The sequence below is a fragment of the Allobosea sp. BE125 genome (assembly GCF_031456075.1).
Taxonomy (GTDB): Bacteria; Pseudomonadota; Alphaproteobacteria; order Rhizobiales; family Beijerinckiaceae; genus Allobosea.
On the sequence record NZ_JAVDTY010000014.1, the window covers coordinates 21,244 to 34,416 of the forward strand.

A 13,173-nucleotide genomic window follows, 5' to 3' on the forward strand; every position below is an offset into this window, starting at 1 on the left:
TGGGCCTGTTTCTTGCCCGGACGTGTTTTTTTCTTGAAGCGTCAGCGCCACCGGAAAAGCCGGCGCTCGAGCGCGCCGAGGCCGGCATTCAACAGGGTCGTCACGACCATGAGGGCAAACAGCGCGGCGAAAACGCCGGCCGTGTTGAACTGCCCGGCGGAATCCTGCGTGAGGAAGCCGATGCCCTGGTTGGAGGCCATCATCTCGGCGGCGACTGCGCCCACGAAACCGTAGGGCAGGCCGAGCTTCAGCCCGGTGAAGATCCAGGGCAGGCTGGCGGGCAGCACCACTCTCCTCTGCACATCGGCGCGGCTTCCGCCCATCAGGACCATGGCCTCGACGAGGCGGCGGTCGACCTCGCGGATACCGCTCAGCGTGTTGAAAAAGACCAGGAAGAACACGCTGACGGCGGCGAGCACGATCTTCGGCATCAGGCCGATGCCGAACCACATGATGAACAAGGGCGCGAGCGCGACCTTAGGGACCCCGTAGATCGCCGTCAGGAAGGGATCGAGCGTGCGCCGCGCCGTCTCGCTGCGTCCCACCAGCAGCGCGCCGGTGATGGCGAGGCTGGCGCCGATCAGGAAGCCGGCGGCGGTTTCCTGGAAGGTGACGAAGAGGTGCCGCCAGAGCAGCCCGGATAAGGACCAGGCCCATAAGGTCGCGCCGATCTCCATGGGGCTGCTGACCCAGAACGGACTCACCAGCCGTCCGGAAACCGCTTGCCAGGCCCCGATCACGACGAGGAAGAACAGGACCCGGTAAGCCGGCACCGGATCGCGCGGCCGGCGCAGCATCGACGGGGCGATCGTCTTCATCACGGCAGCCGGCAGATCGAGCGCCGGCGTCGTCACGAGACGGGCTCCGCGATTTCACGCCCTGTCGTCCCGAAAATCTCGATTGCGTCCCAGAGCGCCTTGTAATGGGCCTCGAAACTGGGTGCGAAGCGCACATCCCGGACGTCGCGCGGACGCGGAATCGTGATCTCCTCGATATGCTTGATCCGGGTCGGTTGCCTGGAGAGGACCACCACCCGGTCCGACAAGGTGATCGCCTCGACGATGTCATGCGTGACGAACAGGATCGTCTTGCCGGACCCCGACCAGAGCCGCATCAGCTCCGCCTGAAGCACCAGCTTCAACTGCGCGTCCAGCGGGCCGAACGGCTCGTCCATCAGGATCGTCTCGGGCTCATAGATGAGCGTGCGCGCCAGCATGGCCCGCTTCTGCATCCCGCCGGAAAGCTGGCGCGGGTAGTGCCGCTCATAACCCGCCAGACCGACCTTGTTCAGGATGTCGCCTACGGCCTGGCGCCGCGTTTGCCGGTCGATGTTCCTGATATCGAGGGGAAGGGCGACATTGTCTTCGACGCAGAGCCACGGAAACAGGCTGTCATGCTGCGTCAGATAGGCGATCCGCGGGCTGATGCCGTCCAAGGGGCGGCCATCATAGCGGATGCTCCCACCGCTCGGCCTGTCCAGCCCCGCAAGCAGGTTGAGAATGGTGGACTTGCCGCTGCCGCTTGGGCCGATCAGCGAGACGAATTCACCGCGGGCGACGCTGAGATCGACAGCGCTGAGAACCTCCGCCCGCCGGCCTGCCGTTTCAAAGACCTTGGAGACATCCGTCAGTTCCAGAAGATGAGGCTGCATGGTCGCCCGCCGCTCGTCAGCACACGCAAGAGGGGATCGCGTGAATTCAGATTACGCATTGTGCATTATGCATAGTGTGGTTTGGTCCGCAAGGCGACCGCTTCCCGGAAATCGGGAACAAGCGTCACGGCAAGGGCTGGATCGTGCGATGGCGGCAGGACGGGAGTCGCTGGCGACGCAGGGGCTCGAGGGCTCGCCTCGATCTCCTCAGGCAGCTGCTCTGCGCCTTAGACATCTGGGAGAAGGGCGAACGCGTCGCCCAAGCCGCATATGGGCACGCAGCATAGGGGGGTACCCCGTTAGTGCGATCTCCTGCCCCTATGCCCGCCTTCTGTTCTCCTCCGAACCGGGGTCATCTCGATCGTTGCGAGGGCGTGGGGCCGCCAACTGAACAGGCGTCTGTTACATGCGCGACGTGACAGAGAGCGCACAGGAAGATCGGCAAATCGTCATCGGAAAGGGTGGCGCGACCGAGCCATACGATGCCACTCACTGGGCTGGTCAGTGGGGCGGCGCAAGGCCGCCCGCCAAACCCCATCGTACTGACATATCAGCAGCCACTGGCGCCCGAGAGCCCCCTTCTGCGCGCAATCAACGCGGTAAGTCCGCCCAGGCCGAGCGCGCGAAACGTCGGCGCCGCTATATCGCGCTGGCGAGCGGTGTCGCTGCGGTGGGTCTCCTGCTTGTCGTTGCGATCCCTGACTTGGACCAACCGAAGCACTTGGACCAACCGAAGCCCACTCAGTTTGCGCGGACGAGTTTGGCGCCGAGCCAAGTGCCGCGCCAAGTCTCGAATACGACGCTGCCTCCGAGCAATGCCGATGCCGCCGGCGCGCTGGAGCGCGCACCACGGCTTGCCGCGGCCCCGGAACCCGCAATCCAGCGATCGCAGAACGCAGAGCAAGCCGTCGCAATACCGCAGGAGCTTGTCGTGGCCCGGCGCGCAATCGAGAACCTCTCGGCGCAGCTCCGCACCCAGGCGAGCGAGAATGACCATGCATTGGCACAGGAGCGCGAGAGAACGGCCGCCCTCGTGCAGGAAGCCGAAGCCGCGCGAAAGGAACTGACCGCAACGCGCGCGCAGCAAGGTCAAGCGCTCGAGCAGGAACGCGCGAGCGCCGCCGCGCTGGCGAGCCAATTATCGGCGTCGCGGCAGGAAGGCGAGGCGCTGGCGGCGCAGCTGCGCAAGGCGGCGGCCGAAGCCGGACAACCCAAGCAGGCGGATTCTGCAAAAACCGCACAATCGTTCGAACAGGAGCAGCAGAAGGCAGCACTGACTGAGGCTGAAGCCGCCCGCAGGGAGCTGTCCGCGACCACGGCGCAACAACGCCAAATGCTCGAGCAGGAGCGCGCACGTGGCGCGGCGCTGGCAAACCAGCTGTTGGCGGCGCGACAGGAGACCGATGCACTGGCGGCGCAGCTGCGCAAGGTCGTCAGCGAAACCGCACAGCTCAAGCAGTCGGAGACTGCTAGGAGTGCCCAGCTCCTCCAGCAGGAGCAGCAGAAGGCGGCTGTTTTATCAACCGAGGCGGATGCCGCACGGCAGGCGTTGGCCACGGCAACGCGGCAACATCGTCAAGCGCTCGAGCAGGAGCGTGCGCGTGGCGCCGCGCTGGCGAACCAGGTTGCAGCCGCGCGCCAGGATAGCGAGGCGCAGGCGGCGCAATTGCGCAAGGCCGTCAGCGAAACCGCACAGCTCAAGCAAGCGGAAACCGCGAAGAATGCGCAAATTCTCCAGCTGGAGCAGCAGAAGCTGGCTGCTCTTGCCGAGGTTGAAGCTGCGCGACAGGCGCTGACGGCAACCAGGGCAGAGCAACGTCAAGCGCTTGAGGAGGAGCGCGCACGCGGTGCCGCGCTGGCGAGCCAAGTGTCGACGGCGCGGCAAGACACCGAGACGCTGGAGGCGCAACTGCGCAAGGCGCAGGACGAAGCAGGCCAGTCCAGGCAGGCGGCAGAGACTGCAATCGCGGAACTGCGCCAAACCCTGCAGCAAGAGCGCGATCGCGCTGCGGCCATGACCTTGGAATCGAGAGCGGCGCTATTTGGCGTCTTCGGGCCTGCAGCGACCGAACCCTCGGCGATCAGCCAGGATACCCGGCATGCGCCGGAAGCGGCGGTCGTCGGGGCCGAGCAGCCGGCGGTCGCGGAGGCGCATGTCGGCCAGGAGGCGATACGGTTGATCGCTCGCGCCAGTGCATTGCTTGGCCAGGGGGATATCGGCTCTGCGCGGATCGTGCTCGAGCGCGCGATCGAGATGGGCAGCGCGCGAGCGAGCTTCATGCTCGCGGAGACCTATGATCCCCGCATTCTTTCAGCCTGGGGAACCTATGGCACGCGCGGCGAAGTGACGAGGGCCCGCGAGCTCTACGCGAAGGCGCAGGCCGGCGGCATTCAGGAGGCGGGGGATCGCGTCGGCGCGCTGCTCCGGTAACGCCCGACGAAGGCGATGCTCCCGCCTTTGGGTTTCACGCTCAAAAGAGGATTTGGGCAAGAGGGGATTTGGGAATGAAGATTTTGCCGGGACGGTTTTGGCTCCTGCTGGCCGCGTTGACTGCGCTTGTGCCGACGCTCCAGCCAACCGGCCTGCAGGCGCAGACGCCCCAGGCGAGCACCCGCAATATTGCCGTGTCGTCGCGCGGGCGTGCGCCCGCGACGGAGCAGGAGAAGATCAATACATGGACAGTCGGCCTTGCCGCAGGATTGATCGAGGGTGCGCCGCTGCGTCTCGGGGCCGAGATGGCCCGCGTCGTCGATGACGGGCCGAATATGCTCCTGCTGCCGATCGTCACCCGTGGCGCCACGGAAAACCTGAACGCGCTGCTTTATCTGCGTGGCATCGATACGGCGATCATCAACTCCGATGCGCTGGAAGAATACAGGGTCCAGGTCCCCCAGATCAGGAGCAAGATCACTTACCTGCTGAATCTCTTCCCCTCGGAACTGCATATCCTCGTCCGACCCGAAATACAGACCTTGCAGGACCTGAACGGCAAGAAAGTGAACTTCAACACACTGGGCACGGCCGCCGCCTATTCCGGACCGATGATCTTCAGCCGGCTCGGCATCAATGCGGAGAAAATGTTCATTCCGCATCCGGTCGCTCTCGAGCAGATGCGCAAGGGAGAGATCGCCGCCGTCGTTTTCATCACGTCCAAGCCAGTCGACGCCTTCGTGCGCGGACGCTTCGAGCCCGGCTTCAAGTTCCTTGCGGTCCAATACGAGAGCAAGTTCGAGGACTACTATCTTCCCGCCGTGCTGGAGGCTCGCGAATATCCCGGCCTCATCAAGCCCAATGAAAGAGTGGCGACGATTGCGGTGCCGACGGCTCTGGTTGCGTTCAATTGGGCCCAACAGACCAACCGCTACGACCGCGTCGCCCGCTTCGTCGACCTCCTGTTCAGCCGTATCGAGAAGCTCCAGGGACCGGGCTTCGACGAGAAATGGAAGTCGATCAACCTCGCCGCGACGGTTCCCGGTCTCAGCCGTTTTGCCGCGGCGCAGGAGTGGCTCGACCGCCGGGCGTCTGCTCCGCGAGCGTTACGGTGAGAGTGATCATGATGACCGTAGCCTTCGCGGTGGCGAGCCAGACCGCTCTCGCCCAGAGCGCTGCCGATCCCATGACCCGGTCTCGCGCCTGTTCGCAGCTGGAGCAGGCGGAGCGGGTGGTCTGCTTGGATAAGCTTCCGCGAGCCGGCGACGATTGGGTCATCAGCGAGACGACGTCACCGGTGGATTATGCGCCGATTGTCACCGCCACCGCGTTGTCCCGTGACAACGCGGGTACCTCCCTGGCGCAGCTCTCGGTTCTCTGCCGTGGCGGCCGGACGGAGTTGGTGGTCGGGGGGCCGGCCCTCGCCAGCAGCAGTACGGATTACGACCTGTCCTACCGCCTCAATAGCGGCCAGCCCGTGCGGGTTGCGGCCGGCAGGGCTTCGCTTGGGACAGGTATCGCATTCAGGGGCGATGTTGTGAGTTTGCTGCAGTCGCTCCCCGAAGAGGGCGCGCTGGCGATCCGCCTCTCCGCGCGATCCGGCGCCGTTCATGAAGGGCTTTTCTCCCTGAGCGGCCTGAAGGCGGTGCGCAGCAAGGTGGCTGCCGCCTGCAACTGGCCACGCCATGCCGCCAAGCCGGGTCCCGAATAGTCCTCAAACTCATGGGCGAAAGACAATGATGGTCAGCTTTAGAGACGTTGTCGGCACCACCCTGGTGGCTGGTGTCGCACTCTTCATCACCTTCGCGCCTGTGGCAGCGGAGGAGGTGAAGCAAACCTCGGTGCAAACCTCCAAGCGCCCCGCTGTCGAAAAGAAGGCGCACCGGCTCGTCCTGCAGGTGAACACGAATGAACCCGGGACGATGAATCTGGCGCTCAACAACGCCACCAATGTCGCGCAGTACTATCAGGAGCGCGGCGAGAAAGTGGAGATCGAAATCGTGACCTTCGGGCCCGGCCTGAACATGTTGCGCGATGACACGTCACCGGTGAAAGCGCGCATCAAGGCAATCGCGGCGAGCACTCCGGGGATCTCCTTCAAAGCCTGCGGCAACACCCAGGGCAATATGAGCAAGGCGGAGAACAAGGACATTTCCCTTATCCCCGAGGCGGTGGTGGTGAAATCCGGCGTCGTCTATGTGATGGAATTGCAGGAGCGAGGCTGGACCTATGTCAGGCCGTGATCCAGCGCAGCTAGCTCTGTCGTCCCGACAAGGGTTCGGGCCTCTAAAGCATTGCACGAGGGCAGCTAGGGCGGCGCGACTAAAACGCGTCGATCGGGTTGCTTGAAGACGCAACGATCGGGGCTGGTGTATCGTGCCTCGGCCCCGTCGCGCGACCCGGCGCAGCTTGCGCCGGCGCACGACAATTGAGCCGGAAGAATCCCTACTTGGTAGTGAAGGGATGGATCATCGCAAGGGGGTGAGGTGAATGCGCCCGGTGAGGGGCAGATACGCCATAAGGCCTTGCAAGATCGTGACTCTTTCTCCTGCTGAGGAAAAAGAGTGGTGCCCAGGAGAGGACTCGAACCTCCACGCCCTTGCGAGCGCCAGCACCTGAAGCTGGTGCGTCTACCAATTCCGCCACCTGGGCAACGGCGGTTCGTTTACGGGGGCAAGATGGTCCTGTCAACGCATAGATCGACATTCATGTCGTTTCGTTGACGGAAGAGTTTGGGCCAGGCCTGAGGGCGTGGTTTCGCCGCTCAGAACTCCTCCCAGCCGGCGTCATTGGCGCGGCCGTTGACGGCGCGCTTGGCCGGTGCGGAGGCCCGCGCCGGGGCAGGGGCGGATCTGGCTGGAGCTTCCGCCCTGGAGCTCTGTCCGAAAGCGGCCTCGGCGAGCTTGCGCAGGCGCGCGGGCTCGGAGGCCGGTTCATGAGCCAGGGCAGCGCTTGCCCTGGCAGCCGGGTGCGGCGCCGGGGCGTAGCTGGCCGATGAGGCGGTCGCGCCCTCAGGGCCGGTCCTGAAGGCGGCGACGAGGTCGTTGAGCTGGACGATGCGGCCCGAGAGCGAACCGGCCGAGGCCGCGCTCTGTTCGGCCAGCGCCGCATTGGCCTGCGTCATCTCATCGAGATGGGCGACAGCCTGGCTCATCTCGTCGATGCCATTGGCCTGCTCGCCCGAGGCCGCCGAGATCTCGGCGATGGTGGCCGCGACCTTTTGCGAAGCCGCCAGGATCTGGGTCAGCGCGTCGCCGGCCTGGCGCACCAGCTTGACGCCCTCGCCGACCTCGCTGTTGGACGAGGAGATCAGCCCCGAAATGTCCTTGGCTGCGGCGCCCGAGCGCTGCGCCAAGGTGCGCACTTCCGATGCCACCACGGCAAAGCCCTTGCCGGCATCGCCGGCGCGTGCGGCCTCCACCGCCGCGTTCAGCGCCAGCAGATTGGTCTGGAAGGCGATGTCGTCGATCACCCGGATGATGTCGGAGATCTTCTGCGAGGCACTCTCGATGCGCGCCATGGCGGCGACCGCTTCAGTCGCGATCGTTCCGCCCGACTGCGCTGCCTGCATCGCCTCGGTCGCGATCGCGGCGGCCTGCTTCGAGGCCTGGGCCGAGGCCTTCACCGAGGCTGCGAGCTCCTCGGTGGTGGCCGCGGTCTCCTCCAGCGAGGAAGCCTGCTCCTCCGTGCGCTTCGACAGGTCGTCGGCGCCCATGGTGATCTCGCGGGCGGCCAGGCCGACATCCGCCGAGGTCGTCTGGATCGTGCGCACCGTCGAGGACAGGCGGTCGACCGTCTCATTGATCGCGCTCTTGAGCTCGGCGAACTTGCCGCGATAGGCGGTCTCGATCCGGGAGGTCAGGTCGCCGCCGGCCACCGCCTGCAGGGCGGCCGCGAATTCGGATGTGGCTGAATCAACCACCGCATTGATCTCGTTGATGCCGGCGACGAGCTTCTGCATCTGCTCATCGGCATGCTCGATCTCGAGCCGCGCCGAGAAATCGCCAGACGCCGCAGCCGCGACCACATCGCCGACATCCGTCACGACGGAAGCCATCGACTCCGCTGCCCGCAACCGCGCTGCGGCCGATTCGCGCTCCTGCTCCTGAAACGCCGCGACCTTCTCGGTGCTTTCGCGCAGCACCGAAACCGCGCGCGCCATGGTACCGACTTCATCCTGGCGTGCGACATGGGGCACGTCGATCTTGGTGTCGCCAGCGGTCAGGCGCTGCATCACGCCGCTGAGATCGATCAGCGGCTTGATGATGGCGCGCGCCGAAAATGCCAGGGCGCCGGCAATCGAGGCGCCCAGCAGCAGAAGCAGGGCGACGGGAAGGATGATGCGCAGCTTCGAGGCGAAGGCAGCCGTCTCGGCCTCTACGGCGTCGCTGGCCTCCTCATTGGCCTGGCTGAACGTGGCCAATTCCTCCATCAGGGCAGCGCGATTGCGCCGGCTGGCGTCGCCATTGCCCCAGGCGTCGGCGGCCCGCCCGGAGACCTCCTGGACCAGGCGGATCGTTTCGACCCGGTTGGCGACGAATTCCTCGATCAGCTTGCTGATCTTTTCAGTCCGCGATCGCTCGGTCTCGGGAATGGTCTTCAGGAGAATCTTGAGCCGGTCATCGACCTTGCCCAACCCCTTCTCCATGGCCGTGGCGGCGAGTTTCGCCTCATGGGGATTGCGCGACATATAGGCCAGTCGGGAATCCTCACTGAGCTGGTTGATCGCGACATTGAGCCGCTCCGTCGCCAGCATCGTGTCATTCTGGCGGGAGACGCGCTGATTCATCGTCTCGAGGCTGGAAATCGCCATGAGTGCGCTGGCCAGTGCGATGATGGCGCCGAAGGCGACAATGCCGATCAGACCGAGAATTTTGACCCGAATTGATTTCATCTTATCCCCTGGCCGATCGCGCAATATCGACAAATTTCGTGTGTTTTAGCGGGGGTAATTGAAGGCCGAGTTAATCTTGCCCCCAGAAACGAACAAAAAAGCCAGAAAGCTGCCCATTTTCAAGGCGCTGCCTGCCCTCGGCGGAGCAGCGATTTCGTGATGGCGGTGCGAGCGCGCCGGCCCGGGCGTTGCGAGGATGTTTCAAGCTCCGGCGGTTGCTTCCGCAGAGCTCATCCAGGCCCTTGTCGCGATCGATGCCCTTGTCGCGCTCGATTTCTTCGCATTCGATTCCTGCAGGCTGCGTCCCAAACCGCCTTTCCAGATCGGGGCGAAATGCTTTAGGAGCGTTCCAACCAACGCGCATGAGGCATGACGAGCATGGCGAACGATCTGTCCCCTCCGAGCCAGCAGCTCGTCACGGTCTTCGGTGGTTCGGGTTTCGTCGGGCGCCATGTCGTGCGCGCCCTCGTCAAGCGCGGCTACCGCGTGCGCGTCGCGGTGCGCAGGCCCGATCTCGCCGGCTTCCTGCAGCCGCTCGGCACCGTCGGCCAGATCCACGCGGTGCAGGCCAATCTGCGCTATCCCGATTCTGTCGCGGCTGCGATCAAGGGGGCGGACGCCGTCGTCAACCTGGTCGGCATCCTGCAGGAGAGCGGCCGCCAGAGCTTTGCCGGCGTCCATGCCAATGGCGCGCGCGCCATCGCCCAGGCTTGCGCAGCGTTGGGCGTCCCGCGGCTGGTCCAGATTTCGGCGATCGGCGCCAACACGGATTCGAAGTCGAGCTATGGCCGCAGCAAGGCCGAGGGCGAGGCCGCGGTCCTTGCGCTCGTACCCGGCGCGGTCGTGCTGCGGCCTTCGATCATGTTCGGTCCCGAGGACGGTTTCTTCAACCGCTTCGCTGCGCTCGCCCGGATGCTGCCGGTGCTGCCGCTGGTCGGCGGTGGCGAGACGAAATTCCAGCCTGCCTTTGTCGGCGATGTCGCGGAAGCGATCGCGCTGGCCGTTGATGGTGCGGTCGCTGGCGGGCGCATCTACGAATTGGGCGGCCCCGAGGTGAAGAGCTTCAGGGAGCTCGTCGCCTATATCTGCGAGGTCACCGGCCGCAAGCGTCTCCTGCTCTCGCTGCCATTCCCGCTGGCGCGGCTGCAGGCGCGCATCATCGAGATCGTCGACATGCTGACGCTCGGGCTCTTGCCGAACGAGCTGAAGCTGACCCGCGATCAGGTCACGCTGCTGGAGAGCGACAATGTCGTCTCCCATGCGGCGAAGGCGGAGGGGCGCGATTTCGCCGGGCTCGGCATCGCGCCGAGTTCCGTCGAGGCCGTGGTGCCGTCCTATCTCTGGCGCTTCCGCAAGACCGGCCAGTTCGACGCGGCGCGCGCGGGCTGAGACTTATCGCGACCATGGGCTTCGACCTGATCATCTATGACTGCGATGGCACGCTCATCGATACCGAGACGCTCTATGGCGAGGTCAGCCTTGCCGCTTGCCATGCGCTCGGCCTGACGCAATGGACCCTCGACCACTATGTCGACCAGATCGTCGGCATTCCGTGGTCGGACGGCGTCAAGATCATCGAGGCCGCGCATGGCAGCGCGCTGCCGGCCGATTTCGAGACAAGGATCGAGGAGGCCGTCGCACTGCGGCTTCAGAACGAAGTGCGCGCCCTGCCGGGCGTGCGCGAGGCGGTCGGCGCGATCGGCGGCCTGCGCTGCGTCGCATCGTCGACGAGCCTGGCCCCGCTGCGGCGCAATCTCGGCATTGCCGGTCTCGTGGATCTGTTCGACCCTCATATCTTCTCGGCGTCGCAGGTCGCCCGCGGCAAGCCCCATCCCGACGTGTTCCTGTTCGCGAGCGATCAGATGGGGGTTGCGCCGCGCAATTGTCTCGTGATCGAGGATTCCGTGCCGGGCGTGCTGGCGGCGCGTGCCGCCGGGATGACCGTCATCGGCTTCACCGGCGTCTCGCATGACAAGCCGCGCAGCGCGGCCCGCCTGAGCGAAGCTGGCGCCGTGCAGGTCATCGACGATTTCGGGCTCTGGCCCGATGTCGTGGCTGGCCTCGGCGCGCCTGCCGCAGCCTGAGACGGCGACGCCGGCCTCCGCTCATCTCAGAGCCCGTTTAGGAATTCCCTCAGCCCTCATCCTGAGGAGCGCTCCGCAGGAGCGCGTCTCGAAGGATGCTCCAGGAGGCTCCGGAACCATCTGGAGCATCCTTCGAGACGCCGTTGCGCGGGCTCCTCAGGATGAGGGCTGGAGGTTCCAGACGGTGCCTCAAAGCATGCTGGGCAGGACGCGGTCCGGCGGCTTGTGCCCGTCCATGAAGGTCTTGATGTTGACGATGACCTTCTCGCCCATATCGGCGCGGCCTTCATGCGTGGCCGAGCCCATATGGGGTAGAACCACGATGCGGTGCTGGCGGGCGAGCCTGAGCAGGCGCGGATTGACCGCGGGCTCGCTCTCGAAGACGTCGAGCCCCGCACCGGCGAGCTCTCCGGCCTCCAGCATGCGCGCCAGTGCGGTCTCGTCAACGATCTCGCCGCGCGCCGTGTTCACGAGGATCGCGTCGGGCTTCATCAGCTTCAATCGGCGGGCCGAGAGCAGATGGTAGGTCGCCGGCGTATGCGGGCAGTTGACCGAGACGATGTCCATCCGCGCCAGCATCTGGTCGAGCGAATCCCAATAGGTCGCGTCGAGCTTCTCCTCGATGCGGGCGTCGAGGCGGCGGCGGTTGTGATAATGGATCGAGAGGCCGAAGGCGGCGGCGCGGCGCGCGACCGCCTGGCCGATGCGGCCCATGCCGACGATGCCGAGCCGTTTGCCGGTGATGCGGCGGCCGAGCATCCAGGTCGGCGACCAGCCGGCCCATTCGTCATCGGGGATGACGCGCGCGCCCTCACTGATGCGCCGCGCCACGGCGAGGATCAGCGCGATCGTCATATCGGCGGTGTCGTCGGTCAGCACGCCAGGCGTGTTGGTCACGGTGATGCCGCGCTGCACCGCGCTGGTCACGTCGATATTATCGACGCCGTTGCCGAAATTCGCGATCAGCCTGAGCTGGTCGCCGGCCTGAGCGATGATCCCGGCGTCGATCCTGTCGGTCACGGTCGGCACCAGCACATCGGCGGTCTTCACCGCCTCGACCAGCGCGGCCTGGCTCATCGGGGTATCGTCGATATTGAGGCGGGCATCGAACAGCTCGCGCATGCGCGTTTCGACCACCGCAGGGAGCTTGCGTGTCACGACGACCAGCGGCTTTTTCTTCGTCATGGACGCCTCCTCCAACGCTTGCCTGTGCTTCGCCGCCTTTTGGCCTCAACCCGCCATTAACCGCAGGGCTTCAGGAATGAGGGGTGGCGTGACCGCGCGTGCTTGCCTCGTTGTCTAAGTGGCGGCGCGGCGGATGACAACATGGCCCTTCGCCGGATGTCTCCGGCGCGCAGGCCTTGTTGTGGGACGGAGATTGGACGGATGCTGGGTTTGTCGGTGCGCGGTGTTTGGCTTGGCCTTGCGATGTTCGCGGCCATGAGCGGGGGCTCTGTCGCGCTGGCCCAGGATACGCAGGCGGGCTCGGTCACGGGTTTGCCCGTGCCGCGCTATGTCAGCCTGAAATCGGACCGGGTGAATCTGCGCGAAGGCCCCTCCAAGGAACATCGCACGCGCTGGGTCTATCAGCGCGCCGGCCTGCCGGTCGAGATCGTCGCCGAATTCGAAACCTGGCGGCGCGTGCGCGACGCCGACGGCTCCGAGGGCTGGGTCCTGCACAGCCTGCTGTCGGGCCGTCGCACCGCGCTCGTCGCGCCGTGGTCGAAGGCCAAGGACGAGACCTTCACCTTGCGCGCCTCCGCCGATGAGAAATCGGCCGTGGTGGCGCAGCTTCAGTCGGGCGTGATCACCAATGTCGCGAGCTGCGCCAATGCCTGGTGCCGTGTCGGTATCGGCAAGGTCGAGGGCTATCTCCGCCAGGACCGGCTCTGGGGCGTCTATCCCAATGAGAAGATCGACTAGGGGAGGCGGACGCACCACCCTCTTCCCTTCTCCCCTGGCGGGAGAAGGTGCCCCGGCAGGGGCGGATGAGGGGGCGCCGTGCCCTTTCCGGTCGGCGTCGTGTTCCGCCAGACGGTTGAGCTCACAGCGCCCCCTCATCCGTCTCGGCTTCGCCGAGCCACCTTCTCCCGCCAGGGGAGAAGGGTTCCCC

General features: G+C 65.5%; 12 protein-coding genes and 1 tRNA gene. 7 read left to right on the forward strand and 6 right to left on the reverse strand.

Translation table 11 applies throughout. The annotated features are described in order from the left end of the window. Positions 1-41: 41 nt before the first annotated feature. Positions 42-854 (reverse strand): ABC transporter permease, encoded by an 813-nt coding sequence (locus tag J2Y55_RS25585; protein WP_310159143.1) that lies wholly within the window; start codon positions 852-854, stop codon positions 42-44. Then, positions 851-1,651: an ABC transporter ATP-binding protein gene (locus tag J2Y55_RS25590; protein ID WP_310159145.1), complete on the reverse strand. Its 801-nt coding sequence runs from the start codon at positions 1,649-1,651 to the stop codon at positions 851-853. Before J2Y55_RS25590 ends, J2Y55_RS25585 begins: the two co-directional genes overlap by 4 nt. A gap of 406 nt (positions 1,652-2,057) precedes the next feature. Here J2Y55_RS25590 and J2Y55_RS25595 point away from each other — a divergent pair, with 406 nt between their 5' ends. From J2Y55_RS25595 to J2Y55_RS25610, 4 genes are all read left to right on the forward strand, one after another. Then, positions 2,058-4,082, forward strand: coding sequence for a coiled-coil domain-containing protein (locus J2Y55_RS25595; protein ID WP_310159147.1), 2,025 nt, complete (start codon positions 2,058-2,060; stop codon positions 4,080-4,082). A 74-nt stretch (positions 4,083-4,156) separates the two neighbouring features. Next, the gene (locus tag J2Y55_RS25600; RefSeq protein WP_310159148.1) at positions 4,157-5,197 is read left to right on the forward strand and encodes a TAXI family TRAP transporter solute-binding subunit; all 1,041 of its coding nucleotides are present in this window, start codon (positions 4,157-4,159) and stop codon (positions 5,195-5,197) included. An 8-nt stretch (positions 5,198-5,205) separates the two neighbouring features. Beyond that, positions 5,206-5,793, forward strand: coding sequence for a hypothetical protein (locus tag J2Y55_RS25605; protein WP_310159150.1), 588 nt, complete (start codon positions 5,206-5,208; stop codon positions 5,791-5,793). Positions 5,794-5,818: 25 nt separating this feature from the next. Beyond that, positions 5,819-6,325: a DsrE family protein gene (locus J2Y55_RS25610; protein WP_310159151.1), complete on the forward strand. Its 507-nt coding sequence runs from the start codon at positions 5,819-5,821 to the stop codon at positions 6,323-6,325. Positions 6,326-6,647: 322 nt separating this feature from the next. On the opposite strand, the gene J2Y55_RS25615 is transcribed toward J2Y55_RS25610, so the two are convergent. The 3 genes from J2Y55_RS25615 to J2Y55_RS25625 form a co-directional block, all read right to left on the reverse strand. Further along, positions 6,648-6,734: transfer RNA gene (locus tag J2Y55_RS25615), tRNA-Leu, on the reverse strand. A gap of 112 nt (positions 6,735-6,846) precedes the next feature. Continuing rightward, positions 6,847-8,976, reverse strand: a complete 2,130-nt coding sequence (locus J2Y55_RS25620; protein ID WP_310159152.1) for a methyl-accepting chemotaxis protein — start codon at positions 8,974-8,976, stop codon at positions 6,847-6,849. A 70-nt stretch (positions 8,977-9,046) separates the two neighbouring features. Continuing rightward, entirely contained in the window at positions 9,047-9,340 is a 294-nt protein-coding gene (locus tag J2Y55_RS25625; RefSeq protein ID WP_310159154.1) for a hypothetical protein, read from the reverse strand. Positions 9,341-9,354: 14 nt separating this feature from the next. On the opposite strand from J2Y55_RS25625, the gene J2Y55_RS25630 reads away from it, so the two are divergent. Together J2Y55_RS25630 and J2Y55_RS25635 are read left to right on the forward strand one after the other, a co-directional pair. Next, on the forward strand, positions 9,355-10,365 hold the full coding sequence (locus tag J2Y55_RS25630; RefSeq protein WP_310159156.1) for a complex I NDUFA9 subunit family protein: 1,011 nt from the start codon (positions 9,355-9,357) through the stop codon (positions 10,363-10,365). A gap of 14 nt (positions 10,366-10,379) precedes the next feature. Then, positions 10,380-11,060, forward strand: coding sequence for an HAD family hydrolase (locus J2Y55_RS25635; RefSeq protein WP_310159158.1), 681 nt, complete (start codon positions 10,380-10,382; stop codon positions 11,058-11,060). Positions 11,061-11,249: 189 nt separating this feature from the next. Here the strand turns inward: J2Y55_RS25635 and J2Y55_RS25640 are convergent, their stop codons facing one another. Then, positions 11,250-12,245 carry a 2-hydroxyacid dehydrogenase gene (locus tag J2Y55_RS25640; RefSeq protein ID WP_310159159.1) on the reverse strand — a complete coding sequence of 332 codons (996 nt, stop codon included), beginning with the start codon at positions 12,243-12,245 and terminating at the stop codon, positions 11,250-11,252. A 201-nt stretch (positions 12,246-12,446) separates the two neighbouring features. Here J2Y55_RS25640 and J2Y55_RS25645 point away from each other — a divergent pair, with 201 nt between their 5' ends. Continuing rightward, positions 12,447-12,983 carry an SH3 domain-containing protein gene (locus tag J2Y55_RS25645; protein WP_404979039.1) on the forward strand — a complete coding sequence of 179 codons (537 nt, stop codon included), beginning with the start codon at positions 12,447-12,449 and terminating at the stop codon, positions 12,981-12,983. Positions 12,984-13,173 lie beyond the last annotated feature (190 nt).